At 71.1% G+C, this 25,735-nt stretch carries 25 protein-coding genes; 15 read left to right on the top strand and 10 right to left on the bottom strand.

Going from position 1 to position 25,735, the window contains the following annotated elements; all coding sequences use genetic code 11:
• The first annotated feature begins 159 nt into the window (after window positions 1-159).
• The 3 genes from ABEA26_RS17095 (at window position 160) to ABEA26_RS17105 (ending at window position 3,809) form a co-directional block, all read left to right on the top strand.
• Window positions 160-1,956, top strand: coding sequence for a DEAD/DEAH box helicase (locus ABEA26_RS17095; RefSeq protein WP_345593266.1), 1,797 nt, complete (start codon window positions 160-162; stop codon window positions 1,954-1,956).
• A 297-nt stretch (window positions 1,957-2,253) separates the two neighbouring features.
• The gene (locus tag ABEA26_RS17100; protein ID WP_345593267.1) at window positions 2,254-2,919 is read left to right on the top strand and encodes an IclR family transcriptional regulator; all 666 of its coding nucleotides are present in this window, start codon (window positions 2,254-2,256) and stop codon (window positions 2,917-2,919) included.
• Window positions 2,920-3,029: 110 nt separating this feature from the next.
• A complete protein-coding gene (locus ABEA26_RS17105; RefSeq protein ID WP_345593269.1) occupies window positions 3,030-3,809 on the top strand; it encodes a S16 family serine protease in 780 nt (259 codons plus the stop codon).
• A 15-nt stretch (window positions 3,810-3,824) separates the two neighbouring features.
• On the opposite strand, the gene ABEA26_RS17110 is transcribed toward ABEA26_RS17105, so the two are convergent.
• The 5 genes from ABEA26_RS17110 to ABEA26_RS17130 are packed head-to-tail and all read right to left on the bottom strand — an operon-like array spanning window position 3,825 to window position 8,223.
• Window positions 3,825-4,796: a glycine betaine ABC transporter substrate-binding protein gene (locus ABEA26_RS17110; RefSeq protein ID WP_425587855.1), complete on the bottom strand. Its 972-nt coding sequence runs from the start codon at window positions 4,794-4,796 to the stop codon at window positions 3,825-3,827.
• A 14-nt stretch (window positions 4,797-4,810) separates the two neighbouring features.
• On the bottom strand, window positions 4,811-5,776 hold the full coding sequence (locus ABEA26_RS17115; RefSeq protein ID WP_425587856.1) for an ABC transporter permease: 966 nt from the start codon (window positions 5,774-5,776) through the stop codon (window positions 4,811-4,813).
• Window positions 5,773-7,035: a betaine/proline/choline family ABC transporter ATP-binding protein gene (locus ABEA26_RS17120; RefSeq protein ID WP_345593272.1), complete on the bottom strand. Its 1,263-nt coding sequence runs from the start codon at window positions 7,033-7,035 to the stop codon at window positions 5,773-5,775. Before ABEA26_RS17120 ends, ABEA26_RS17115 begins: the two co-directional genes overlap by 4 nt.
• 13 nt (window positions 7,036-7,048) lie before the next feature.
• Window positions 7,049-7,696: an ABC transporter permease gene (locus ABEA26_RS17125; RefSeq protein ID WP_345593273.1), complete on the bottom strand. Its 648-nt coding sequence runs from the start codon at window positions 7,694-7,696 to the stop codon at window positions 7,049-7,051.
• A gap of 44 nt (window positions 7,697-7,740) precedes the next feature.
• The gene (locus ABEA26_RS17130) at window positions 7,741-8,223 is read right to left on the bottom strand and encodes an Lrp/AsnC family transcriptional regulator (RefSeq protein ID WP_345593274.1); all 483 of its coding nucleotides are present in this window, start codon (window positions 8,221-8,223) and stop codon (window positions 7,741-7,743) included.
• Between the two features lie 124 nt (window positions 8,224-8,347).
• On the opposite strand from ABEA26_RS17130, the gene hppD reads away from it, so the two are divergent.
• Window positions 8,348-9,493 carry a 4-hydroxyphenylpyruvate dioxygenase gene (gene hppD, locus ABEA26_RS17135; protein ID WP_345593275.1) on the top strand — a complete coding sequence of 382 codons (1,146 nt, stop codon included), beginning with the start codon at window positions 8,348-8,350 and terminating at the stop codon, window positions 9,491-9,493.
• 39 nt (window positions 9,494-9,532) lie between these two features.
• Here hppD and ABEA26_RS17140 read toward each other — a convergent pair whose 3' ends face one another.
• Entirely contained in the window at window positions 9,533-10,945 is a 1,413-nt protein-coding gene (locus ABEA26_RS17140; RefSeq protein WP_345593276.1) for a tetratricopeptide repeat protein, read from the bottom strand.
• Between the two features lie 147 nt (window positions 10,946-11,092).
• On the opposite strand from ABEA26_RS17140, the gene ABEA26_RS17145 reads away from it, so the two are divergent.
• The gene (locus ABEA26_RS17145) at window positions 11,093-12,529 is read left to right on the top strand and encodes an FAD-binding oxidoreductase (RefSeq protein WP_345593277.1); all 1,437 of its coding nucleotides are present in this window, start codon (window positions 11,093-11,095) and stop codon (window positions 12,527-12,529) included.
• A gap of 12 nt (window positions 12,530-12,541) precedes the next feature.
• Here ABEA26_RS17145 and ABEA26_RS17150 read toward each other — a convergent pair whose 3' ends face one another.
• The gene (locus tag ABEA26_RS17150; protein WP_345593278.1) at window positions 12,542-12,970 is read right to left on the bottom strand and encodes an SsgA family sporulation/cell division regulator; all 429 of its coding nucleotides are present in this window, start codon (window positions 12,968-12,970) and stop codon (window positions 12,542-12,544) included.
• Window positions 12,971-13,236: 266 nt separating this feature from the next.
• Between ABEA26_RS17150 and ABEA26_RS17155 the strand changes: the two genes are divergently transcribed.
• On the top strand, window positions 13,237-14,862 hold the full coding sequence (locus tag ABEA26_RS17155) for an RDD family protein (protein ID WP_345593279.1): 1,626 nt from the start codon (window positions 13,237-13,239) through the stop codon (window positions 14,860-14,862).
• Between the two features lie 260 nt (window positions 14,863-15,122).
• Window positions 15,123-15,872, top strand: a complete 750-nt coding sequence (locus tag ABEA26_RS17160) for an RDD family protein (protein WP_345593280.1) — start codon at window positions 15,123-15,125, stop codon at window positions 15,870-15,872.
• A gap of 68 nt (window positions 15,873-15,940) precedes the next feature.
• Here the strand turns inward: ABEA26_RS17160 and ABEA26_RS17165 are convergent, their stop codons facing one another.
• Entirely contained in the window at window positions 15,941-16,258 is a 318-nt protein-coding gene (locus ABEA26_RS17165) for a hypothetical protein (RefSeq protein WP_425587857.1), read from the bottom strand.
• A gap of 431 nt (window positions 16,259-16,689) precedes the next feature.
• On the opposite strand from ABEA26_RS17165, the gene ABEA26_RS17170 reads away from it, so the two are divergent.
• Both ABEA26_RS17170 and ABEA26_RS17175 read left to right on the top strand, forming a co-directional pair.
• Window positions 16,690-19,041, top strand: coding sequence for an immune inhibitor A domain-containing protein (locus ABEA26_RS17170; protein ID WP_345593283.1), 2,352 nt, complete (start codon window positions 16,690-16,692; stop codon window positions 19,039-19,041).
• Between the two features lie 134 nt (window positions 19,042-19,175).
• Entirely contained in the window at window positions 19,176-19,517 is a 342-nt protein-coding gene (locus ABEA26_RS17175) for a hypothetical protein (protein ID WP_345593284.1), read from the top strand.
• Between the two features lie 6 nt (window positions 19,518-19,523).
• Here ABEA26_RS17175 and ABEA26_RS17180 read toward each other — a convergent pair whose 3' ends face one another.
• Both ABEA26_RS17180 and ABEA26_RS17185 read right to left on the bottom strand, forming a co-directional pair.
• Window positions 19,524-20,111: a nicotinamidase gene (locus ABEA26_RS17180; RefSeq protein ID WP_345593285.1), complete on the bottom strand. Its 588-nt coding sequence runs from the start codon at window positions 20,109-20,111 to the stop codon at window positions 19,524-19,526.
• A 127-nt stretch (window positions 20,112-20,238) separates the two neighbouring features.
• Window positions 20,239-21,621, bottom strand: coding sequence for a nicotinate phosphoribosyltransferase (locus ABEA26_RS17185; RefSeq protein ID WP_345593286.1), 1,383 nt, complete (start codon window positions 21,619-21,621; stop codon window positions 20,239-20,241).
• A gap of 181 nt (window positions 21,622-21,802) precedes the next feature.
• Between ABEA26_RS17185 and clpS the strand changes: the two genes are divergently transcribed.
• From clpS to ABEA26_RS17215, 6 genes are all read left to right on the top strand, one after another.
• On the top strand, window positions 21,803-22,120 hold the full coding sequence (gene clpS / locus ABEA26_RS17190) for an ATP-dependent Clp protease adapter ClpS (RefSeq protein WP_279559661.1): 318 nt from the start codon (window positions 21,803-21,805) through the stop codon (window positions 22,118-22,120).
• 41 nt (window positions 22,121-22,161) lie between these two features.
• A complete protein-coding gene (locus ABEA26_RS17195; RefSeq protein WP_345593287.1) occupies window positions 22,162-22,785 on the top strand; it encodes a DUF2017 domain-containing protein in 624 nt (207 codons plus the stop codon).
• 353 nt (window positions 22,786-23,138) lie between these two features.
• Entirely contained in the window at window positions 23,139-24,566 is a 1,428-nt protein-coding gene (locus ABEA26_RS17200; protein WP_345593288.1) for an amino acid permease, read from the top strand.
• A 186-nt stretch (window positions 24,567-24,752) separates the two neighbouring features.
• On the top strand, window positions 24,753-25,175 hold the full coding sequence (locus ABEA26_RS17205; protein WP_345593289.1) for a M67 family metallopeptidase: 423 nt from the start codon (window positions 24,753-24,755) through the stop codon (window positions 25,173-25,175).
• Between the two features lie 79 nt (window positions 25,176-25,254).
• Complete coding sequence (locus tag ABEA26_RS17210) at window positions 25,255-25,350, top strand: putative leader peptide (RefSeq protein WP_310873142.1); 96 nt, start codon at window positions 25,255-25,257, stop codon at window positions 25,348-25,350.
• A 105-nt stretch (window positions 25,351-25,455) separates the two neighbouring features.
• Window positions 25,456-25,734, top strand: a complete 279-nt coding sequence (locus ABEA26_RS17215) for a MoaD/ThiS family protein (protein ID WP_345593291.1) — start codon at window positions 25,456-25,458, stop codon at window positions 25,732-25,734.
• The last annotated feature ends 1 nt before the right edge of the window (window position 25,735 follow it).

A 25,735-nucleotide genomic window follows, 5' to 3' on the forward strand; every position in this document is an offset into this window, starting at 1 on the left:
ATTCACGTAAGCAACTCCTTGGCTCACAGAACGACATGGCTACGATCCGACTTCCCGGGGGTGACCCGCCCCGGTGGGCGCGTCGATCACGGCGGGGCGCCGGTAGGGTGGCCCGGTTGTCATACGTGGCCGAGCCGTTCTACCCCCCCTTCGGAGACCGTGACTACCACCGCCAGCCCCAGCACCTCGCACCACCTGTCCCCGGCCTTCCCCGGCCGTGCCCCGTGGGGCACCGCCAGCAAGCTGCGGGCCTGGCAGGAGGGGGCGATGGAGAAGTACCTCCAGGAGCAGCCCCGGGACTTCCTGGCGGTCGCCACGCCGGGTGCCGGCAAGACCACCTTCGCCCTGACGCTCGCATCCTGGCTGCTGCACCACCACGTCGTGCAGCAGGTGACCGTCGTGGCGCCCACCGAGCACCTGAAGAAGCAGTGGGCGGAGGCCGCGGCCCGGATAGGGATCAAGCTCGACCCCGAGTACAGCGCGGGGCCGCTCAGCCGCGAGTACCACGGCATCGCCGTCACCTACGCGGGCGTCGGCGTCCGCCCCATGCTGCACCGCAACCGCGTCGAGCAGCGCAAGACACTCGTCATCCTCGACGAGATCCACCACGCCGGTGACTCGAAGTCCTGGGGCGAGGCCTGCCTGGAGGCGTTCGAGCCGGCCACCCGGCGCCTGGCGCTGACCGGCACGCCGTTCCGGTCGGACACCAACCCGATCCCCTTCGTCGCGTACGAGGAGGGCAACGACGGCATCCGGCGCTCCGCCGCCGACTACACCTACGGATACGGCTCCGCGCTCGCCGACAACGTCGTGCGCCCGGTCATCTTCATGAGCTACAGCGGCAACATGCGCTGGCGCACCAAGGCCGGCGACGAGATCGCCGCCCGGCTCGGCGAGCCCATGACCAAGGACGCCGTCAGTCAGGCCTGGCGCACCGCCCTCGACCCGCGCGGCGAGTGGATGCCCGCCGTGCTGCGCGCCGCCGACCAGCGGCTCACCGAGGTCAGGAAGGCCATCCCGGACGCCGGCGCCCTCGTCATCGCCGCCGACCAGGACTCCGCCCGCGCCTACGCCAAGCTGATCCGCGAGATCACGGGCAGCAAGGCCACCGTCGTGCTCTCGGACGACACCGGCGCGTCCAAGAACATCGACACGTTCAGTCAGAGCACCGACCGGTGGATGGTCGCCGTCCGCATGGTGTCCGAGGGCGTGGACGTGCCCCGCCTCGCGGTCGGCGTCTACGCCACCACCATCTCCACTCCCCTCTTCTTCGCCCAGGCCGTCGGCCGTTTCGTACGCTCCAGGCGGCGCGGCGAGACCGCCTCCGTCTTCCTGCCGACCGTGCCCGACCTGCTCACGTTCGCCAACGAGATGGAGCGCGAGCGCGACCACGTCCTCGACAAGCCCAAGAAGGAGGGCGAGGAGGACCCCTACGCCGAGTCCGAGAAGGAGATGGACGAGGCGAACCGGGAGCAGGACGAGGACACCGGCGAACAGGAGCAGTTCTCCTTCGAGGCGCTGGAGTCCGAGGCCACCTTCGACCGGGTCATGTACAACGGCGCCGAGTTCGGCATGCAGGCCCACCCGGGCAGCGAGGAGGAGCAGGACTACCTCGGCATCCCGGGCCTGTTGGAGCCCGATCAGGTGCAACTCCTGCTCCAGAAGCGGCAGGCCCGGCAGATCGCGCACAGCCGCAAGAAGCCCGACGACGAGGCCGACCTGGTCGAACTGCCCGCCGAGCGGCGCCCGGTCGTCTCCCACAAGGAGCTGATGGAGCTGCGCAAGCAGCTCAACACCATGGTCTCCGCCTACGTCCACCAGAGCGGCAAGCCGCACGGCGTGATCCACACCGAACTCCGCCGGGTGTGCGGCGGCCCGCCCAGCGCCGAGGCCACCGCCGGGCAACTGCGCCAGCGCGTCGCCAAGATGCAGGAGTGGGCCACCCGCATGAAGTGACGGACGGGGCGCGAGCGGCAGGCGCGTGCGCTGTACGTATCGGGACAAACACAGGTAGTCCACACCGGCCGCCGCCCGGATTCTGGACGGAGCCTTCCGCTGAGCGAACCAGGTCGCTACTGTCCCGCTACGCACACGCCCCGTGGCAGCGCCGCCGCGGAGCGCAGCCGTGAAGCGACTGGGCCCGGGCACACCGGCCCGTCAGCCGATCGGCGGCCTCTGAGCGCGTCTTGGACGGGACTCTTTGACGCACGTATCGCGAAGGGCCGCCGACCTCACCACTAAGGAGTGGGCGTCGTGACCGCGGAGACCTCTCAGACGCTCGACCGGGGACTGCGCGTCCTCAAACTGCTGGCCGACACGGACCACGGGCTGACCGTCACCGAGCTGTCCCACAAACTGGGCGTGAACCGGACCGTCGTGTACCGGTTGCTCGCCACGCTGGAGCAGCACGCACTCGTACGCCGTGACCTGGGCGGCCGTGCCCGGGTCGGGCTCGGGGTGCTGGGACTCGGCCGCCAGGTGCACCCGCTGGTGCGCGAGGCGGCGATGCCGGCGCTGCGCGCGCTGGCCGAGGACATCGGGGCGACCGCCCATCTGACGTTGGTGGACGGGGCCGAGGCGCTGGCCGTGGCCGTCGTCGAACCGACCTGGACGGACTACCACGTGGCCTACCGGGCGGGGTTCCGGCACCCGCTGGAGCGGGGCGCCGCGGGCAAGGCGATCCTCTCCGCCCGACAGCAGCCGCAGCCGCAGCCCACCGGTGAGGCGGAGGGCGAGCCCGGCTACACCTTGACCCACGGGGAGCTGGAGGCCGGCGCCTGCGGCGCGGCCGCGCCCCTGCTCGGGGTGACGGGGGTGGAGGGCAGCGTCGGCGTGGTCATGCTGTCCGAGGTGGTGCCGGAGCGGGTGGGGGCACGCGTGATGGAAGCGGCCCGGGAAGTGGCGGAGGCGCTGCGCTAGGAGGTCTCGTCCGGACCGGGGCGGCTCCGGAGGACGACACCCCGCCGCCGGGGCCGGGCGTGGCACGGCCGCCCGCAGCCGCGGCAGCCGCAGCGCGTTAGATTGACTCCGTGCTCTCTCGTCTCACGCGTCCCCAGTTCCTCGCCGTCTGCGGCCTTCCCGTCGTGGCGCTGCTCGCGACCGCCGTGTTCGCGCCGTTGCCGTTCTCCGTGGCGCAGCCGGGCCTGACGGCCGATGTGCTGGGGAAGAACCAGGGCGCCCCCGTGATCACGATCAAGGGCGCGCCGACGCACGAGACGAGCGGGCAGCTGCGGATGACGACGATCGAGGCGACCGGGCCGGAAGCGGACGTCCACCTCGGTGACGTGCTCGACAGCTGGTTCAGTACCGGGCACGCGGTCATGCCCCGCGACGCCGTCTACCCGAGCGGCGACGACCTCGAGGAGATCGAGGAGTACAACGAGGAGCAGATGCGGGAGTCCCAGGACGCGGCGACCACGGCCGCCCTGCACTACCTGAAGCTCGACGCGGCGGACGTCGACGTCGATCTGCGCCTCGAGGACGTCGGCGGGCCCAGTGCCGGGCTGCTGTTCTCCCTCGGCATCGTCGACAAGCTCGGCGCCGGTGATCTCACCGGAGGCAGGGTCGTCGCCGGGACCGGGACCATCACCACCGGCGGCAAGGTCGGCGCCGTGGGCGGGGTGCCGCTGAAGACGCAGGCCGCGCGGCGGGACGGGGCCACCGTCTTCCTGGTGCCGAAGGCGGAGTGCTCCGACGCGCAGGCCGAGCTGCCCGAGGGGCTCCGGCTGATCCCGGTCACCACCCTCAAGGGCGCGATCGACTCGCTCGGGGCGTTGGAGTCCGGCAAGGGAGACGTCCCCGCCTGCTGAGCACGCCCGCGCCGCTCAGCCCTCCTTCACGAAACCCTTCTCCACCATCCAGTCCAGCGCCACCTGGTGCGCGTCCTCGCCGTCCACGTCGACCTTCGCGTTCAGGGTCCGCGCGACGTCGTTGGTCAGCGCCTTGGTGACCGGCGCGAGGACGGAGGCGATCGCCGGCCACTCGTCCAGGGTGGCGGTCCTGACCATGGGCGCCGCGTTGTAGTTCGGGAAGAACTTCTTGTCGTCCTCCATCACCACCAGGTTCATGGACTTGATCCGCCCGTCGGTGGTGTACACCTCGCCGTAGGTGCAGGCGCCCTTCGCGGTCTGGGTGTAGATGATGCCGGCGTCCATCTGGGTGATGTTCCCGGCCGGGATGTCCATCCCGTACGCCTTCTCCAGCCCCGGCAGCCCGTCCGCGCGGTTGGCGAACTCGCCCTCCACGCACAGCGTCACCGCGCCGGGGTCCGACTTCGACAGCTCGGCGACCTCCGACAGCGTGTTCGTGCCGTACTTCTCGTGGTTGGCCTGGTTCATCGCCAGCGCGTAGGTGTTGTTCATGGGCGCCGGCGGCAACCACGTGATGTCGTTGCGCACGTCGGCGTCGCGCACCGCCTCCCACTGCTGCCGAGGGTCGGGAATCGGCCTGGTGTGGCCCAGGTACGTGATCCAGGCGGTGCCCGTGTACTCGTACGTGGCGTCGGCGTCGCCGTTCTCGACCGCCGCGCGGGTGCCGACGGAGCCCTGGATGCCGGTGCGGTCGAGCACCTCCGCGCCGGCCGCCTCGAAGGCGATGCCCATGATCGCGCCGAGGATCAGCTGCTCGGTGAACTCTTTGGAGGTGACGGTGAGGTCGGCGCCCTCCAGCGGCCGGCCCTTCCCGATGATGCCTGGCCCGACGTCGTCGACCATGGGAGAGCCGCTGGTCAGACCGCAGCCGGCGGACGCCACCACCAGGACCGAGGCGGCCAGCGTCACGTGTCCACGCCGTCTCACGCACCTGCGCCGTCTCATGCGCCGGCCTCCAGACCGCGCGGGCGCAGCAGCAGCTCGGCGAGCGAGGCCAGCCAGTCCACCAGCAGCGCGAGGGCGACGGTGAGGACCGAGCCGAGCACCAGCACCGGCATGCGCTGGCTGGTGATGCCCGTGGTGATCAGCACGCCCAGGCCGCCGCCCCCGCCGAAGGTCGCCAGGGTCGCCGTACCGACGTTCAGCACGAGGGCGGTACGGACGCCGGCCAGGATCAGCGGGACGGCCAGCGGCAGCTCCACGCGCGTGAGCACGCCCATCGGCGACATGCCGATACCGCGGGCCGCTTCCAGCAGCGTGGGGTCGTTCGCCTTCAGTCCCGCGATGGTGTTGGAGAGCACCGGCAGGACGGCGTAGATGATGATGCCGATCAGGGCGGCCCGGCGGCCGATGCCCAGCCAGATCACCAGTAGCGCCAGCAGGCCGATCGCCGGGGTCGCCTGGCCCATGTTGGCGAACGCCATCGCCACCGGTGTGGCCCTGCGGAACGCCTGCCGGGTGAGCAGGACGCCCAGCGGGATCGCGATGATCAGCACGAAGAAGGTGGAGATCACGGTCAGCTGGACGTGCTGCCACAGGGCCTTGGTGACCTGGCCGTCCGACAGGGCGTTCTCGCTCAGCGCGTCCAGGTCGGCCTGCTGGAACCACAGCCAGGTGGCCAGCAGGACGGCGATCAGCACCACGGGCAGGAAGGTCAGCTTCCGCCAGCCGACCCGCCGCTTGGTCCCGGCCGGAGACGACGGAGACGACGGAGACGACGGAGACGACGAGGACGACGGGGACGGCTCGTTTTCCGCCTCGTCCGAGCCGGACGAGGCGAGGCCGGACGACGAGGAGCCGGACGACGAGGAGCCGGACGAAGGGCGACCGGACGAGGCGGGGCCGGACGAAGGGCGGCCGGACGAAGAGGGGCCGGACGAGGAAGGGCCGGACGAGGAGGTGCTCACGCCTTGGTCCCCTCCCCTCCGAAGCCCTCCTGCTCGGCATGGGTCTGCTCGGCCCGGGTCTCCTCCAGGTCGTGCCGGTGCTCCAGCGCGTCCAGCCGGTCGGCCTCCAGCAGCTCCTGTACGGAGTTCATCAGCGTCTCCATGTCGACGACGCCCTCGTACTCGCCGCGCCGCCCGGTGACGGCGACCCGCCCCGCGTTGTCGGTGAGGACGGCCTCCAGCGCGTCCCGCAGCGTCGCGTCCCGGGTCACCGTGTCGTGCACCAGCGTTCCGGCCCGCGCCAGCGAACCCTTGGCCCGCATCAGGTCACCCCGTCTGAGCCACTTGTACGGCCGCCCGCGCCGGTCGAGGAGGAGGATCTCGTTGGTGCCGGCCGCCCGCAGCGCGTTGAAGATGTGCTGGAGCGGGTCCTCCACGGTCACCGTCGGGTAGTCCGTGATCCCCACGTCCCGTACGCGGGTCAGGTTCAGCCGCTTCAGCGCCGCCCCGGCGCCCACGAAGCCGGAGACGAAGTCGTCCGCCGGGTTGGTGAGGATCGCCTCCGGGGTGTCGAACTGCGCGATGTGCGAGCGTTCGCGCAGCACGGCGATCCGGTCGCCCAGCTTGATCGCCTCGTCGAAGTCGTGGGTGACGAAGACGATCGTCTTGTGCAGCTCGCGCTGGAGCCGGATCAGCTCGTCCTGGAGGTGGTCCCGGGTGATCGGGTCCACCGCGCCGAACGGCTCGTCCATCAGCAGCACCGGCGGATCGGCCGCCAGCGCCCGTGCCACGCCCACCCGCTGCTGCTGGCCGCCGGAGAGCTGGCGCGGGTAGCGGCCGTGGAACTCCCCGGCGTCCAGCCCGACCAGGTCGAGCATCTCCTCCACCCGCGAGCGGATCCGCGTCTTCGACCAGCCGGTCATCCTCGGCACCAGCGCGATGTTCTGGGCGACGGTCATGTGCGGGAAGAGACCGGAGGACTGGATCGCGTAGCCGACCTTGCGGCGCAGCTTCACCGGGTCGATGTCGGTGACGTCCTCGCCGTTGATGCGGATGCGTCCCCCGCTGGGCTCGATCAGCCGGTTGATCATTTTCAGGGTGGTGGACTTCCCGCAGCCCGAGGGGCCGACGAGGATCACCGTCTCGCCCGCCTTGATCTCCATCGACACGTTGTCGACGGCCGGCCGCGGGTTGCCGTGATAGCGCTTGGTGAGGCAGTCCAGCTCGATGGTCGCCCCGGTGGCGGCACTCCCGCCGGTCGGCCCAGTGGTCCCGGACACCGCTCCCCCTGTCTCAGACACGGATCCCCCTGGGGATGGTCAGCCGTCCCAGCAGGACGTACGCGGCGTCGAACAGCAGCGCCAGGACGATGATCCCGAGCGTGCCCGCGAGGACCTGGTTGAGCGCGTTCCGGCTGCCCAGCGAGGCGATCCCGCGGAAGATCTCGTTGCCCAGCCCCGGGCCGGAGGCGTAGGCGGCGATCGCGGCGATGCCCATCAGCATCTGCGTCGAGACGCGGATGCCGGTCAGGATCGGCGGCCAGGCCAGCGGCAGCTCCACCTTCAGCAGCCGGGCCACGCGCGACATCCCGATGCCCGTCGCGGCGTCCACCAGCGCCGGATCCACCCCGCGCAGCCCGACGATCGCGTTGCGCACGATCGGCAGCAGCCCGTAGAGGATCAGCGCGGTCACCGTCGGCGGCACGCCGAGACCCACGATCGGGATGAGCAGGCCGATCATGGCCAGCGACGGGATGGTCAGGATGGTCGACGTGGTCAGGGTCGCCAGGTTCCCCGCCCACTCGCTGCGGTAGGTGACGACGCCGATCAGCACCCCGAGCAGGGTCGCCACCACCATGCACTGGAAGACCGCGCTCGCGTGCTGGTAGGCGTCGGTGAGCAACTGCTGGTGGCGGCTGCCCAGGAACTCCCAGAAGTTCACGTCCGCTCACCTCCGGGGGTCGGGCCGGCCCCCTCGGACCGGTCTCAGTCGCCTCTGCCGCTGTCCTCGGCCGCCTGCTCCACCAGCGGGATGATCCGCAAGGGAACGGGGTTCTCCATGACGATCGCCGTGGCGGCCCGGACGATGCCATCAAAACCGACAACCCGGTCGATCACCCGCTGGAGATCGGCGTTCGAGCGGGCCACCAGCCGGCACAGCATGTCCCCGGTGCCGGTGGTGGTGTGCAGCTCCAGCACCTCCGGCACCGTCGTCAAGTGCGCCCGCACGTCGGCCCCTTGGCCCTGTCGGATCTCCAGCGTCGCGAACGCGGTCACCGGGTAGCCGAGCGCCGCCGGGTCCACCTCGGGGCCGAAGCCGCGGATGGCTCCATTCGACTGAAGCCGGTCGAGGCGCGCCTGCGCGGTGCCCCGCGCCACCCCCAGCCGCCGGGACATCTCCAGCACCCCGATCCGCGGCTCCCGCGCCAGCAGTCCGATGATCCGTCCGTCCAGTCGGTCGATCGCCATTCCCGTCCCCCTCGGCTGGTCATCCTGTACAGATCGCCTTCCCCCATCGACGTATCACTGGTCAGGTTGCCCAGTGAACGCGCGAACTATTGCGCACCTTGCAGACGCGGGGGACGCTGCGGCTATGACGCAGACCACACACCACACTCCCGACACCGCCCGGCAGGCCGATCCCTTCCCGGTCAAGGGAATGGACGCGGTCGTCTTCGCCGTGGGCAACGCCAAGCAGGCGGCGCACTACTACTCCACCGCCTTCGGCATGAAGCTGGTCGCCTACTCCGGACCGGAGAACGGCAGCCGCGAGACCGCGAGCTACGTCCTGGAGAACGGCTCCGCCCGTTTCGTCCTCACCTCGGTGATCAAGCCCGCCACCGAGTGGGGCGGCTTCCTCGCCCAGCACGTGGCCGAGCACGGCGACGGCGTCGTCGACCTCGCCATCGAGGTCCCGGACGCGCGCGCCGCCCACGCCTACGCCGTCGAGCACGGCGCCCGCTCGCTCGCCGAGCCGTACGAGGTCAAGGACGAGCACGGCACCGTCGTCCTCGCCGCCATCGCCACCTACGGCGAGACCCGCCACACCCTCGTCGAGCGCACCGGCTACGACGGCCCCTACCTGCCCGGCTACACCGCCGCCGAGCCGATGGTCGAGCCGCCCGCGCACCGCACCTTCCAGGCCGTCGACCACTGCGTCGGCAACGTCGAACTCGGCCGCATGAACGAGTGGGTCGGCTTCTACAACAAGGTCATGGGCTTCACGAACATGAAGGAGTTCGTGGGCGACGACATCGCCACCGAGTACAGCGCGCTGATGTCCAAGGTGGTCGCCGACGGCACCCTCAAGGTCAAGTTCCCGATCAACGAGCCCGCGGTCGCCAAGAAGAAGTCCCAGATCGACGAGTACCTGGAGTTCTACGGCGGCGCCGGCGTCCAGCACATCGCGCTGAACACCAACGACATCGTCCAGACCGTACGCACGATGAAGGCGGCCGGCGTCCAGTTCCTCAGCACGCCCGACTCGTACTACGACACGCTCGGCGAGTGGGCCGGCGAGACCCGGGTGCCCGTCGAGACGCTGCGCGAGCTGAAGATCCTCGTCGACCGCGACGAGGACGGCTACCTGCTGCAGATCTTCACCAAGCCGGTCCAGGACCGCCCGACCGTCTTCTTCGAGCTCATCGAACGGCACGGCTCGATGGGCTTCGGCAAGGGCAACTTCAAGGCCCTCTTCGAGGCGATCGAGCGCGAGCAGGAGAAGCGCGGCAACCTCTGAGAACCGCCGGGGGCCACTGAGGCGGGGAACCGCCGGCGGCTACGTGGGCGGGTCCTGGACGGAGGGCTCGCCCAGCTCCGCCAGCGCCCGCTCCGCCTGTGGCGCCCGCAGCGGGGAGAAGTACGGGTTGATCATCAGCGCCTCCCGCAGATGCCGCCGCGCGGGCCCGTACCGCTCCAGCTCCTTCTCGATCACACCCCGGTGGAACACGTACAGCGCGCTGCGCACCCCGCCGCCCTGCTCGCCGTCCGTCGCGATCGTCGCGAACTCCAGCGCCTCCTCGTGCTCCCCGGTCCGGTGCAGCGCCCAACCCAGTGCGTCGGCCACCGCGATCCCCGGCTGCCGCCCCCACTCGGCCCGCAATCGCCGTACCGCCGACACCGGATCCCCGTGGTCCGCCTCGAACCGCCCCAGCACCAGTTCCTCGTCGCCCCCGGCCGCCCCGGCCACCCGCACCCGCTCCCGCAGCAGGTCGTACTGCACCCGCGCGGCCTGCCCGAGCCCCAGCGACTCGTACAACTCGCCCAGCTCCAGGGCGTACTCGGGGCTCGGCCGCTCGGCGAGCGCGGCCCGGTACGCGGACAGCGCGTCCGTCGTCCGGCCCAGCGCCGCCAGCACCCGCCCCTGCCCGGCCTGCGCGGCCCGCTGGTCGGGATCGGTGCGCAGCGCCTCCCGGAAGAACCGCAGCGCCTCCTGACGGTCCCCGCGCTCGAACGCCAGCCGTCCGGCCTGCTCCAGATACGCCGCCCGTTCGGCCGACGCCCCGGCCGCCGCCGCCGCGTCGAGGATCCGGGCCTCCGCGTCCGCCCGCCAGCCCCGGTCCCGGTAGACGGCCGCCGCCCGCGCGCTCACGGCCGGCGCGTCCGGACGCAGATCCATCAGCTTGTCCAGGGCCCGCCCCACGCCCTCGTGGTCGCCGAGTCCGGTGTACGCGTCGATCAGCACCGCGTGCGCCGTCCACCGCTTCGGAGCGGCCTTCACCGCGCTCTCGCCCCACCTCTTCGCCGCGGGGAAGTCCCGTCGCGCCACCGCCAGCGCCGCCATCCCCTCCAGGGCCTGCGGATCGCGCTCCGCCCCGACCTTCAGCGAGGTGCGCAGCGCCTTCTCGGCCTTCGGCCAGTTCGCGGTGTCCGCCGTACGCCGGCCCCGCTCCACGTACGCCGTGCCCAGCACCGCCCACGACGCCCCGTCCAGCGGATGCGCCCGCAGATGGGTCTCCCGGTCGCCGATCAGCACGGTCAGGTCCCCCAGCGCGGCCGGCACCCCCGTGGTGACCGCGCTCCGCGCCAGCGCGGCCGGCCCCGGCGCGGGCGGGGGAGCGTCGCCACCGCCCCAGGGCAGCAGCACCACGACCCCGCCCAGTACGACGGCCCCGGCGACGGAGACGATCAGCATCCGGCTCCGGCGGCGTGAACGCCACCCGTGTTCGGTCTCCCTCTCCATGACCTCCATGACGCTTACTGTGCGCCAATGTGACGATCACATCGGGAGGTGCGCCGAGTGCCGTCGACGGGGTTCACACCGATGGCCCACGGATGCGAACCTCCGATCTTGGCTTCCTCCCCCACGTGAACGTGGGGGTATCCACGGAGGAATCAGATGAGCCGTATCGAAGCGCCTCGCGACAAAGACGACGCAGCCCACGAAGCCGGAGCGGTCACGGGGGCCTCCGGGACCCTCGTCGACCGGCTGCTCGCCGGCCTGCCGTCCGAGTCCGTCCTCACCGACCCCGACATCACCGCCTCCTACGCCAACGACATGGCGAGCTTCTGCCCGGCCGGCGCACCCGCCGTCGTCGCCCTGCCGCGCACCGTGGAGGAGGTCCAGCACGTCATGCGCACCGCCACCGCGATGCGCGTCCCCGTCGTCCCGCAGGGCGCCCGCACCGGCCTGTCCGGCGCGGCCAACGCCACCGACGGCTGCGTCGTGCTGTCCCTGACCAGGATGGACCGCATCCTGGAGATCAACCCGGTCGACCGCGTCGCCGTCGTCGAACCGGGCGTCGTCAACGCCACGCTCTCCCGCGCGGTGAACGAACACGGCCTGTACTACCCGCCCGACCCCTCCAGCTGGGAGACGTGCACCATCGGCGGCAACATCGGCACCGCCTCCGGCGGCCTGTGCTGCGTCAAGTACGGAGTGACCGCCGAGTACGTCCTCGGCCTCGACGTCGTCCTCGCCGACGGCCGCCTGATGTCCACCGGCCGCCGCACCGCCAAGGGCGTCGCCGGATACGACCTCACCCGCCTGTTCGTCGGTTCCGAGGGCTCCCTCGGCATCGTCGTACGCGCCGTGCTCGCCCTGCGCCCCAAGCCGCCCGAGCAGCTCGTGCTGGCCGCCGAGTTCGCCTCCGCGACCGCCGCCTGCGACGCGATCTGCCGGATCACGGAGGCAGGGCACGTCCCGTCCCTCCTCGAACTGATGGACCGTACGACCGTGAAGGCGGTCAACGACCTCGCCCACATGGGTCTGCCGGAGACCACGGAGGCCCTGCTCCTCGCCGCCTTCGACACCGCCGACCCGGCCGCCGACCTCGCCGTCGTGGGCGCGCTGTGCGAGGCCGCGGGCGCCACACAGGTGGTCCCGGCGGACGACGCGGCCGAGTCGGAGCTCCTGCTCCAGGCTCGCCGCCTGTCCCTCACCGCCCTCGAGGCCGTCAAGGGCACGACGATGATCGACGACGTGTGTGTGCCCCGGTCCCGGCTCGGCGACATGCTGGGGGGCATCGAACGGATCGCGGCGAAGTACGACCTCACCATCGGCGTCTGCGCCCACGCGGGCGACGGCAACACCCACCCCACCGTCTGCTTCGACGCCGCCGACCCCGACGAGTCCCGGCGCGCCCGCGAGTCCTTCGACGAGATCATGGCCCTCGGCCTGGAACTCGGCGGCACCATCACCGGCGAACACGGCGTGGGCGTACTGAAGAAGGAGTGGCTGGCGCGGGAGATCGGCCCGGTCGGCCTGGAGATGCAGCGTGCGGTCAAGCGGGCCTTCGACCCGCTGGACATCCTCAACCCGGGCAAACTCTTCTGACCCGCCCTCCCCTCACCGGGCGAGCAGCTCGGCCAGCCCGTCGTCGATGCCGAGCTGCCCGCCCTCGGTGCCCGGCGGCACCGCCCGCAGGGTCCGCTCCAGCCAGGCCGACACCTGTGCCGTGGGCGCCTCCAGGAGAGCGTCCCCGTCGGGGCCGCTCAGTGACATCAGTACGACGCTCCGGCCGTCCGTCTTCGACGGCCACACCCGTACGTCCCCGTGCCCGCACAGCCGGAAGCCCCCCTCCACCAGCAGCTCGCGGGCGAACGTCCAGTGGACCGGGTGGCCGGAGTGGATGTGGAAGGTGATGTGGACGGCGTACGGATCGTCGGTGCGGTAGCCGAGCAGGGCCGGTACCGGGACGCCGTGCCCGGGCGACAGGACGAGCATCAGTTCCAGTTCGCGTTCCACGACGGTGGGACGGGGGCGCGGGGGGCGCATGGCGGGGTGGTCCTCTCTCCTACGGGTCCGCACGGGCCGCCTGGAACGGGCCCGCACGAGTGGGAGCGGCGAGGGCCGTGAGCGTTACGCGGGTTCGCGGCACTTGTTCGCGGAACTTTTCCCCCACCTCTGTCCCGGGTGTGAAGGTCCATGCACGAGGTTGCCCGGAAAGGGGCGGGTCCGGCGGGTCCGGCGGTGCGGATTGCGCCCGTCTGATAGATGTTGAGCCCCCATATCAACCCCCGAGCAGATACGGGACGACGGACATGAGCGCCCCAACCCCGGCCCCCGGCGACGACAGGCCCCGCGAAGGGTATTACCCGGACCCGTCCATTCCTGGATATGTCCGGTACTGGAACGGTGCCTCCTGGGTGCCGGGCACGAGCCGGCCCGCGCCCGAGGACGGCGAGCCGCTCGCGCCTCCGCCCGGCGCGCGGTCCTTGGTCGAGGAGACCGGCCCGCACTTCTTCGACGAGGACCCGGTCGAGGAACCGCCCGCGGCCGCCTCCCAGCACGGCAGCAGCCCGGAACCCGCCACGGCCTGGGGAGCCGACCGCTCCCACCAGTCCGGTTTCGCCGACGACCCGGAGCAGCGCGTCGCCTGGCCGGGCGCCGCCCCGGGCACGGACCCGAGGCTCCCGCACGCCCGGGGGACGGGGCCGGCCGGGGAAGCCGTGGCCGGGGCCGGCGGTCCCGCCGCCGCGGGCGACGGCGCTCCGAGCGATCCCCGGGCCGGTCGGGGCGGGACACCGGGCGCGCGGACCGCCGGCGTCGCCGGGGACGGGCACGCGCCCGGCGGATCCGCCGAGCGCCGGTCCGCGCAGGGCGGCGACCCCCGTTCCGCGCGGGTGGACGCCGCGGCGGGGTCTTCGGCGGAGTCCTCGGCGGCGGCCGCGTCCGGGGGCGACGTGGAGGCGGGTTCGGGCAACACCTTCGTCTTCCGGCGTCCGGCGGCAGGCGCCCGGAGCGCCCCGGCCACGGGCGGCCCCGGCGGCGACGAGGGCACCATGACCTTCCGCGCGGTCCCCCCGCGCGACGCGGCCACGGGCGGCCCCGGCTTCGGCGCCGGGAAGGCCGCCGCCGCCCGGGCCGCCGCCGCGCAGGCCCCCGCGACCGCCACTCCCACGCCCCTCTCCGGCCCGCAGCAGACGGGAGGCCCGGCCGGCCCTCGCCAGGCCGCCGCCCCACAGCCTGCCGTCTCCCCGCAGCAGGCCGCCGCCCCACAGCCTGCCGCCGCCCCGCAGCAGGCCGCCGCATCCGCCCCGCTCGTGCCCGGCCCCGGCGGTGGGCAGGCCTCCTGGGCGCAGCAGGTGCACCGGCTCGCGGGCGCGAGCGGTGACGAGCAGCCCGTCGCGCCCTGGAAGCCGCCGGTCGAGGACGTGTTCCAGGCCGCCGCCCGACGCCAGGCGGAGGCCCGCCCCGCCGGGCTCGGCAAGCGGCTGGCCGCCCGGCTGATCGACACCGTCGTCCTCGCGTGCGTCACCGGCGTGGCCGCCGTACCCCTGGGCATCAAGGGAATGGACCACGTCAACGGCAAGATCGACGAGGCCAAGCTCTCCGGCGAGACCGTCACGGTGTGGCTGCTCGACGGCACGACGGCCACCTACCTGGGCATCGTGCTGGCCGTCCTGCTGCTCTTCGGTGTCGTCTACGAGGCGCTGCCCACCGCCAAGTGGGGCCGCACCCTGGGCAAGAAGCTGCTCGGCCTTCAGGTGCGGGACATCGAGGCCCACGAGCCCCCGTCCTTCGGCGCGGCCCTGCGCCGCTGGCTGGTGTACAGCGTCCCCGGCCTCCTGGTCGTGGGTGTGGTCGGCGTCGCGTGGTGCCTGTTCGACCGCCCGTGGCGCCAGTGCTGGCACGACAAGGCGTCCCGCACCTTCGTGGCCGGCTGACCCGGGAGCTGACGCGTCTCCCGCCCCGGTCGGCCGGCCGGTGTGCGCCGCCGCCCGCGCCGGCCCGCGGGTCCGGATACGGCCACTGGGGGAGCGCCGGCCTGCGGCAGGCCGCCGCTCACGGGCGGGCCGCCGGGCCTCCGCGCCCGGTGCCGCCGCCCGGTGCCCACCGCGCCTTGGTGCCGCCGCCAAAGGCGCCCCGTACTCCGGACGGCGGCTCGCCGGATGCGCCGCCCGGGGGTTCGCGGTCGACTCGGGCCATGAGCAGCGAACCGCCTCCCGGCTCCGGCGGGCAGCCGCCGGACGACGACCCGTTCAGGAAACGTCCCCCGTCCCCCGGCCCCGGCCCCGGCCCCGGTGCGGACGGGACGGGCTCGCCGTACGACAACCCGCCCCCGTACGGAGGCAGCTCACCCCCGCCTCCCGGTGGCGGAGGCCCGTACGGCGCCCCGCCTCCCGGCGGCGGCGGTCCCTACGGCGCCCCGCCCCCCGGTGGTGGGGGCGGTCCCTACGGCGGGGATCCATACGGTGGCGGCTCCTTCCCCACCGATCCACTCGCTGGTATGCCCCCGCTCGCCGACAGCGGAAAGCGCACACTCGCGCGCATCATCGACATGATCCTCGTGGGCATCGTGGTCTGGCTGCTCAGCTGGGCCTTCAACGTCCAGGAGTACCAGATGGCCGACGAGGACGTCTCGGTCGGCAAGTCCTTCGGGCAGTCCCTGATCGCCGCCGTGCTCTACATCGCCTACGACACGTACATGACCGCGAAGACGGGCCAGACCCTCGGTAAGAAGTGGCTTGGCCTGCGGGTGGCCAACCTGGACAACGGCGCCACGCCCTCGGTGCAGACGTCGCTGATCCGGGCCCTGGTGCTGTGGATCCCGTTCGCCTTCTGCTGTGCCTGTGTCTGGACGATCATCGCCGGCGGCTGGAGCTTCTTCGACCGGCCCTACAAGCAGGGCCTGCACGACAAGGCCGCCAAGACGGTGGTGGTCAGCGCCCGTTGACGTCGACGCTCCCCGAGTCGGCGTCCGCCCGAGTCGGCGTCCGCCGGGTCTCGGGGAGCGGGCAGGTGTCAGGCGGCGCGGCCGCGGACCGGTTCACCCGCCCCGGCGGAGACCCGGGCCGCCGACGGCACCCGCTCCTCGGCGGAGGCGGAGGCCGACGCGGATGCCGCGGTCGGCCTGGGCGTCGGCACGGCGGTCACCGCGCGCGTCCTGGGCGTCGGGACCGTCATGGCGACCAGCAGCCCGAGGGCGAGCGCCGCGACGGCGATGACGGCGACGCCGGGACCCGAACTCGTCCGGGACAGCAGCAGCATGGCGAGGGTCGAGAAGATCACGGTGCACGAACCGTAGGCGAACTGTGCGGCAGTCGGACGGGGCATGGCCATCGTGTCCTCGTGAAGACAATCTGGGGGTGAGACGTGCTGTCGGCCTGGCATTCCGCCGACTTCCGGGCGTTCCGCCAAGCGACTCTAACCCGCTGTGTGCCCGAGTGGAACCAGCGGTAAGCATGACCTAACCGACATGGCCGATGCACGGGGGGCGCACGGATTCATGGCGTCCGGGAAGTGGACGGTCGCACGCGCCCGTGGAGGACGCCACGGCGGCAACGGCAGCCACGACGGTCACGATTCGGTGTCCGCAAAGCGAACGCCGACTCCGCATAGTGCACTTGTTCTGCTCAAGTCAAGGTCTGTCTTTTCCGGTGAACCTCTAGTCAAATGTCGTCACTTGACTACACGCGTTGAACACGTGTGCGCGGACTTTGCCATGTCCTGGTCCCCCCATCCGCGCGCGTGCACGCGGGGGAGGAACTCAAGTGACCGGCAGATCCTGGAAGTTCAGAACGGCGGCGAGCGCCGTCGCACTCGCCGCCGCCACCGCCACGCTCTCCGCGGCCGGCGTGGCACAGGCGGACTCGCCGGCCCGGCCGGAAGCCGTGGACCGCCACGACCCGCACCCCGCGAAGGGCATGGACTCCCATGACCTCAAGGGCCCCATGAGCGACACTCGGGACGCTCAGCGCGAGGAGGCCCTGAAGCAGGTCATATCCGGCAAGGCCTCGGTGAAGAAGAAGGACGGCTCGAACGTCGTCCAGCTCAAGAGCAAGAAGGGCGACGCCAAGTACGTCGAGCTGGGCCGGGAGAAGACCGACAAGATCTTCACCATCCTGGTCGAGTTCGGCGACAAGGTCGACAGCCGCTACGGCGGCGACCCGGGCCCGCTGCACAACCGGATAGCCAAGCCCGACCGGAAGACGGACAACTCCACGGCCTGGAAGGCCGACTACGACCAGCAGCACTTCCAGGACCTGTACTTCGGTTCCGGCAAGGGCGTCAACTCGGTCAAGACGTACTACGAGAAGCAGTCCTCCGGCCGCTACTCGGTCGAGGGCGAGGTCTCCGACTGGGTCAAGGTCCCCTACAACGAGGCCCGCTACGGCAACAACGACTGCGGCGACACCAACTGCCCGAGCGTGTGGAACGTCGTCAGTGACGGCCTGACCGCCTGGGTCGGGCAGCAGAAGGCGGCCGGCCGCACCGACGCCCAGATCAAGGCGGACGTCGCCCGGTTCGACGAGTGGGACCGCTACGACTTCGACGGCGACGGCGACTTCAACGAGCCCGACGGCTACATCGACCACTTCCAGATCGTGCACGCCGGCGAGGACGAGTCCGCGGGCGGCGGCGTCCAGGGCACCGACGCCATCTGGGCCCACCGCTGGTACGCCTTCGGCACCGACGCCGGCGCCACCGGCCCCGGCGAGAACAAGCTGGGCGGCGCGCAGATCGGCTCCACCGGCATCTGGGTCGGCGACTACACCGTCCAGCCGGAGAACGGCGGACTCGGCGTCTACGCCCACGAGTACGGCCACGACCTCGGCCTGCCGGACCACTACGACACCGCCGGCGGCGAGAACTCCACCGGCTTCTGGACGCTGATGTCGTCCGGCTCCTGGCTCGGCACCGGCCGCAAGGAGATCGGTGACCTGCCCGGCGACATGACCGCCTGGGACAAGCTCCAGCTCGGCTGGCTGAACTACGACACCGCCAAGGCGGGCGTGAACTCCTGGCACAAGCTGGGCGTCGCCGAGTACAACACCAAGCACAAGCAGGGCCTGGTCGTCGAACTGCCGAAGAAGGAGGTCACCACCGAGATCGTCGTCCCCGCCGAGGGCGAGACCCAGTGGTGGAGCGGCAGCGGTGACAACCTCAAGAACACGATGACCCGTTCGGTCGACCTGACCGGCAAGGCCACCGCCGAGCTGACCTTCGACGGCTGGTACGACATCGAGGCGAACTACGACTACCTCTACACCGAGGTCTCCACCGACGGCGGCGCCAACTGGACCGCGGTCGACGGCATGGTGGACGGGTACCCGATCCCGCGCGACGCCGCCGACAAGCCCGCCCTGCACGGCACGATCGACGACTACACGAAGTTCGCGTACTCCCTCGACGCCTACGCGGGCCAGAAGATCGACCTGCGCTTCCGCTACCAGACGGACGGCGGCGTGGCCCAGAAGGGCTTCGCGGCCGACATGATCAAGGTGTATGCCGACGGCGAGACGCTGTTCACCGACGACGCCGAGAGCGCGGACGCCGCCTGGACGGCCGACGGCTTCACCCGCGTCGGCGCCTCCTTCACCAAGGACTACGCGCAGTACTACATCGCCGAGAACCGGCAGTACACGTCGTACGACAAGACGCTGAAGACCGGCCCGTACAACTTCGGCTTCACGTCGCGCCCGAACTGGGTGGAGCACTACGCCTACCAGAACGGCCTGCTGATCTGGAAGTGGGACACCTCCCAGGCGGACAACAACACCAGCCAGCACCCGGGCACCGGCCTGCTCCTGCCGGTCGACTCGCACCCGACCGCGCTGAAGCACGCCGACGGCACCCTGATGCGCAACCGCGTGCAGGCCTACGACTCGCCGTTCAGCCGCTACCGCACGGACGGCATGACCCTGCACAAGAACGACGTGGCGACCTGGATCCCGGGCTCCAAGGGGGTGTCGGTCTTCAACGACCGCACCAACGACTACTACGACGAGTCGAACCCGACCGCCGGCGTCAGGATCACTGACACCAACACGAAGATCAAGATCCTCAAGGAGGCCAGGAACGGCTCGACGATCGAGCTCGAGGTCCGTCCCGCGGGCAGGTAAATAGCATCTGCCCAGGTCATACCATGATCGGCGGCGACCCTCTGGCGGGTCGCCGCCGATCCGTGTTTAGGTGCCTCCTGTGCGTCTCTTATTGACACCCGGTGCGACACCGGCTGACACGGGGGTATGACCGCATGGCCGCAGGAGGCTTCTGCAAGCTGCCGAACGGCACGGTGGTGGTGGCACTGAACCTGCCCAGCCCCGCCGCCCCCGGGGGCGGCGTGCGCGTACTCGTCCACGCCCACAACCGGGCGCGCGCCCTGACCCGGCTGCGCAACCTGGGCCTGCGCGCGGTCTACCTGCGGGGCAACGCGGCCCCGCCGACCCCGGACGAGATCACCGCCGTCCTGCACCATCCCGACGGCCTCATATGGCGCACGGCACCGGTGGCCGGTGCCGCGGGCGGACCGGACCTCGTCCAGGAGCTGTGGCAGCCGATCCGGGCCCTGCTCAGACGCCCGGCCGCCCAGACCTGACACGCGCTACTGGACGACCGGCTTCCCGGACAGCTCCACGCCCGCCTCCCGCAGCTCCTCCAGCGCCCGCTCGGTGGTCTCCGCGGCCACCCCGGCGGTCAGGTCGAGCAGCACCTGCGTACGGAAGCCCTCGCGCGCGGCGTCCAGGGCGGTGGCCCGTACGCAGTGGTCGGTGGCGATGCCCACGACGTCGACCTCGTCGATCTCCCGGGTCCGCAGCCAGTCGGCGAGGGACGTGCCGTTCTCGTCGGCGCCCTCGAAACCGCTGTAGGCCGCCGCGTACGCCCCCTTGTCGAAGACGGCGTCTATCGCGCCGGAGGCGACGGCGGGGGCGAAGTTCGGATGGAAGCCGACGCCTTCCGTGCCGGCGACGCAGTGCGCCGGCCAGGAGTGGACGTAGTCGGGGTGGTCGGCGAAGTGGCCGCCCGGTGCGACGTGGTGGTCGCGGGTGGCCACGACGTGGCGGTAGCCGGCGGGCGCCTGCCCGATCAGCTCGGTGATGGCGGCGGCCACGTCGGCACCGCCGGACACCGCGAGGCTGCCTCCCTCGCAGAAGTCGTTCTGCACGTCTACGACGATCAAGGCGCGGCGCATGGTCGGTGTCCTTCGACTGGGTCGGCTGTGGGTCGGGGAGGGACGGCGGAGGGACGGGAAGGGACGAGGGGCGACGGGAGGGGGACGGGGGGACGGACGGTGCGGTCCGCGTCGCGGGCCACCTGCTTTAGCTACCCGAGCCCTCGTGTGCGTACTCCGTCGGAATGACGGGTTCCCCTCGGGAGAGCTGGGTGGCGGACAGCGGCAGGTTGGCGCGGGCGGCCGCGTGCCGGTCCCGGGCGGCGTCCAGCGGCTCCCGGGCGACGACCTCACCGCCCTTGACCAGCTCGACGAGGAGCTGCCGGTCGGCCAGGCCGGCGGGCACCGGTCCGGTGCCGACCACCTCGGCCTCGGCGTAGCCGTGGGCGTCCAGCCGCCGGGCGGCCCACTTGCGCCCGCCGACCGAGGTCTTGCCGCCACTGGACTTCTTGGCCACCGGCACCAGCGGCACCTCGCCGCCGGTGGAGGCGGCGGAACCCGTGGAGCCGGTGGAGTCCCCGCACTCGGCGCGGGCGACCAGCTTGTAGACCATCGAGGCCGTCGGGTGCCCCGATCCGGTCACCAGCTGGGTACCGACGCCGTACGCGTCCACGGGCGCCGCCGCCAGCGAGGCGATGGCGTACTCGTCCAGGTCCGAGGTGACGACTATCTTCGTCTCGGTGGCACCCAGCTCGTCCAGCTGCTGCCGCACCCGGTGGGCGACCAGCAGCAGGTCGCCGGAGTCGATGCGTACGGCGCCCAGCTCGGGCCCGGCGATCTCGACGGCCGTACGGACGGCCTCACCGACGTCGTAGGTGTCCACCAGGAGCGTGGTGTCCCGGCCCAGGGCGTCCACCTGGGCCCGGAAGGCGTCGCGCTCGTTGTCGTGCAGCAGGGTGAAGGCGTGGGCCGAGGTGCCCACGGTGGGGATGTTGTAGCGGAAGCCGGCGGCCAGGTCGGAGGTGGTCGCGAAGCCGCCGACATAGGCGGAGCGGGCGGCGGCGACGGCGGCCAGCTCGTGGGTGCGGCGGGCGCCCATCTCGATCAGCGGACGGTCCCCGGCGGCCGAGGCCATCCGGGAGGCGGCGGCGGCGATCGCCGAGTCGTGGTTGAGGATGGAGAGGATCACCGTCTCCAGCAGCACGCACTCGCCGAAGGTCCCCTCGACCCGCATGATCGGCGAGCCCGGGAAGTACACCTCGCCCTCGGGGTAGCCCCAGATGTCGCCGCTGAAGCGGTACTGGGCGAGCCAGTCCAGGGTCTCCTCGTCGACGATGTCCCTCTCGCGCAGGAAGCGCAGGACGTCCGCGTCGAAGCGGAAGTTCTCCACCGCGTCCAGTACCCGCCCGGTGCCCGCCACGACGCCGTAGCGGCGCCCGTCGGGCAGCCGGCGCGTGAAGACCTCGAACACGCTCCGCCGCCCGGCGGTGCCCGCCTTCAGGGCGGCTCGGAGCATGGTCAGCTCGTACTGGTCGGTGAAGAGCGCCGTCGAGGGAACGTCCACCGGCAGCCCAAGGTCCGCTATGTCCACCGAACTCTCCTAGGTGTGACTCGCCGGGCACCCCCGGGCGGTCCCCCGGGGGCCCGGGGGTGGTTCCCCGGGATGTGCGGCTCGGCACGGATGCTACCCCCATTTCGTCAGTCTGACGATTTGTGGTTCCGTGGCGTGGCCCACAGGCCCGTTTGTGCGAGTGCCCCCCTGTGGTGGCAGCATGGGCCATGTGACGGCAGCCGCACCCATGGAGATCGAGAAGACCGAGTCGGCGGAGGAGGTCTTCGCCGTACCCGAGCCCGACGTGCCCTGGGTGACGATCGTGCACAACGATCCCGTCAACCTCATGAGCTACGTGACGTACGTCTTCCAGTCGTACTTCGGCTACTCGAAGGAGAAGGCCACCAAGCTCATGAAGGACGTCCATCACAAGGGCCGGGCGGTCGTGTCCACCGGCTCGCGCGAGGAGATGGAACGGGATGTCCAGGCCATGCACGGCTACGGCCTGTGGGCGACCCTCCAGCAGGACCGGAAATGACCCACGCCCGCCCGCAGGACGGAAGTAGCTGAATCGCCTTCATGCCCGGACAATTCGAACCGCTCCCCGGCGGCGGCGCGGCCGTCGCCCTCGACGACGTCGAGGTCTCCATCATCCGGTCCCTGGCCGTGCAGCTCCTGGAGCTGATCGGCCCCGGCCCCGCCGAGGACGCCTCCGACGACCCGCTCGCCGAGCTCTTCGCGGACGGCCCGAGCGAGCCGCCCTCCGACCCGGTGCTGCGGCGCCTGTTCCCGGACGCCTACGGCGACCCCAAGGGCACCCCGCAGGCCAGGGAGGCCGAGGAGCAGCGGGCGCACTCCTCCGAGTTCCGCCGCTACACCGAGAACGACCTGCGCGCCGGCAAGCGCGAGAACGCGCTCGCGGTGATCCGCACCCTGGACACCCTCTCCTCGGCGACCGGGGGCGGGGACGGGGGTGAGGGCGGGGCGGCGGTGCTGAAGCTGTCCGTGGCGGAGTCCCGGCAGTGGCTGAACGCCCTGAACGACCTGCGCCTCGCGATCGGCTCCCGGCTGGAGATCGTCGACGAGGACGACACCGACCTGCTCTACCGGCTCCCGGACGAGGACCCGCGCAAGCCGATGGTGATGGCGTACCTGTGGCTCGGAGGCCTCCAGGAGTCGCTCGTCGCGACCCTTGTGCCCTGATTACTGGATGAGGGACCGGAATGGGTGTCCGCTCAGCGGATCCCCAAATCCGGGTAATGATCTCGTCAAAGAGACATCCCTTTTCGCCCGTCGTGGGCGCCTTATGTCCGCCTATGTCTGTGCGGCGTGTCACATGGCGAGTCTGTGATCGATCCCGCGGTCGTGGTAAATCTTCACGACCGCCCGGCGAACACCACCCGAATGTTCGGCCGGGTGCGCCACCGAGCCGGCGGACCGCCGGCCAGGCACCGAGCGGGATGTGAGACCCGCTCAACTCCATCATCCGGGGGGATCGAGACCCGATCCGCGGCCGAGTCGAGGCCCGGGTCGGCATGGAGAAAGGCGCACCACACATGACCTCTGCGCAGGTCGACACGGACAAAACCCCCGAAGAGGGATACGAGCGCGGGCTGAACAGCCGCCAGGTCCAGATGATCGCGATCGGCGGCGCCATCGGCGTCGGCCTCTTCCTGGGCGCCGGGGCCAACATCGCCAAGGCCGGCCCCAGCATCATCCTCATGTACGCCCTCGCGGGTGTGATCATCTTCTTCATCATGCGGGCGCTCGGCGAGCTCCTGCTCTACCGTCCGGTCTCCGGCTCCTTCGCCGAGTACTCGCGCGAGTTCCTCGGCCCCTTCTTCGGCTACTTCACCGGCTGGACGTACTGGCTGATGTGGGTGGTCACCGGCATGGCGGAACTCACCGCCGCCGCCATCTACATCCACTACTGGTTCCCGGACATCCCGCAGTGGGTCTCCGCCCTGGTCTTCCTGGTCCTGCTGTTCGTGGCCAACCTGATCTCCGTGAAGCTCTTCGGCGAGATCGAGTTCTGGTTCTCGATGGTCAAGGTCACCGCCATCATCGGCATGATCGTGATCGGTGTCGGCGTGCTCACCCTCGGCTTCAGCCAGGCCGGCGACACCGCCGCCGTCTCCAACCTGTGGGAGTTCGACGGCTTCTTCCCCAAGGGCATCGGCTCCTCCCTGATGACCCTCCAGGGCGTCATGTTCGCCTACCTCGCCGTCGAGCTGGTCGGCGTCACCGCCGGCGAGTCGGAGAACCCGGAGAAGACCCTCCCCAAGGCGATCAACACCCTGCCCTGGCGCATCGCCCTCTTCTACGTCGGCGCCCTCACCGTCATCCTGGCCGTGGTCAAGTGGACCGAGTTCGCCGAGGGCGTCAGCCCCTTCGTGGAGGCCTTCACCGTCATCGGCATCCCGGCCGGCGCCGGCATCGTCAACTTCGTCGTGCTCACCGCCGCCCTGTCCTCCTGCAACTCCGGCATGTACTCCACGGGCCGCATGCTGCGCACCCTCGCGGACAACGGCGAGGCCCCCAGGGTCTTCAGCCGCCTGTCGTCGACCAGGACCCCGGCCATCGGCATCGGCATCTCGGTGGTCTTCATGGGCATCGGTGTGGTCCTGAACTACATCGTCCCGGAGAAGGCCTTCGGCTATGTCACCTCCGTCGCCACCGCCGCCGGTATCTGGACCTGGCTGATGATCCTGATCAGCCACGTCCTCTACCGCCGCAAGGTCGTCGCGGGCCGCCTGCCCGCCTCCTCCTTCCCGGCCCCCGGCGGCTCGGTCTGCTCCTACGTCGCCATCGCCTTCCTGCTCTTCGTGACCTGCCTGATCGCCTACGACGCCGACGCCCGCGTCTGCCTCTACGTGATGGCCGGCTGGGCCGCCGCCCTCGGCATCGGCTGGGCCGTGCTCAAGAGCCGCGGTCCGCAGATCACCGAGCGGCCCGGTGAGCCGGAGATGGAAAAGATCGGCTGACGGCCACCACATCGCCCGGTCCCTCGGCCGACCGGCGCTGACCAGCGCGTTCGCGCGCATCGCGGACATCCGGCCGCACGGGGTGCTCGTGGCACCCGGCGCGGCCACCGCTCAGGATGTCCGGCATATGGGCCGGTCCGTACCACCCACCGGTACGGGCCGGCCCTTCTGCTTATCCTGGGCCGCATGCTGACCATCACACAGGCTCTGTACGACCAGATCGTCGCCCACGCGCGCGAGGACCACCCCGACGAGGCGTGCGGCGTGGTGGCCGGCCCCGTGGGCGAGGGCCGCCCCGAACGGTTCATCCCGATGCTGAACGCCGCCCGCTCGCCGACCTTCTACGAGTTCGACTCGCAGGACCTGCTCAAGCTCTACCGCGAGATGGACGACCGCGACGAGGAGCCGGTGATCATCTACCACTCCCACACGGCCACCGAGGCCCACCCCTCCCGCACCGACATCACCTACGCCAACGAACCCGGCGCCCACTACGTCCTGGTCTCCACGGCCGACACCGACGGCGCCGGCGACTTCCAGTTCCGCTCGTTCCGAATCCTGGACGGAGAGGTGACGGAGGAGGAGGTCAAGGTCGTGGAGGCGTACTGATATCGCATCGCGGGCGGAAAACGTCCAAGAGGTGAGATCACACTCCGAATGCCGGACCGGGAATCGATACGATGAGCCCATGGTTCTTCTCGACGTGAGCGAAAAGGCGCCGGGCACGCTGCTCGTGGCGCGCCTGCACGTCGACCTGTGCAGGCTGAACAGCGCCATCTGTTGATCCGATCCTCCGCTGCCGCCGTACGGCCGTGAGCCGCGGCAGGCCGCCGCGCGTCGCCGCGCGCCTCACCGAACCCACGACACCTTCCGACAGGAGCCCTCAGCCATGGCCATCGAGGTCCGCATCCCGACCATCCTCCGCCAGTACACCGACGGCCAGAAGGCAGTGGAGGGCGCCGGGGAGACCCTCACCGAGCTCTTCGCCGACCTCGAGACCCGGCACACGGGCATCCAGGCCCGCATCGTGGACGGCGACCAGCTGCGCCGCTTCGTCAACGTCTACCTGAACGACGAGGACGTCCGCTTCCTCGACGGCATCAACACCAAGCTCACCGACGGCGACAGCATCACGATCCTGCCGGCCGTCGCCGGCGGTATGGCCTGAT

Source organism: Streptomyces marokkonensis (assembly GCF_039539045.1).
GTDB classification, from domain to species: domain Bacteria; phylum Actinomycetota; class Actinomycetes; order Streptomycetales; family Streptomycetaceae; genus Streptomyces; species Streptomyces marokkonensis.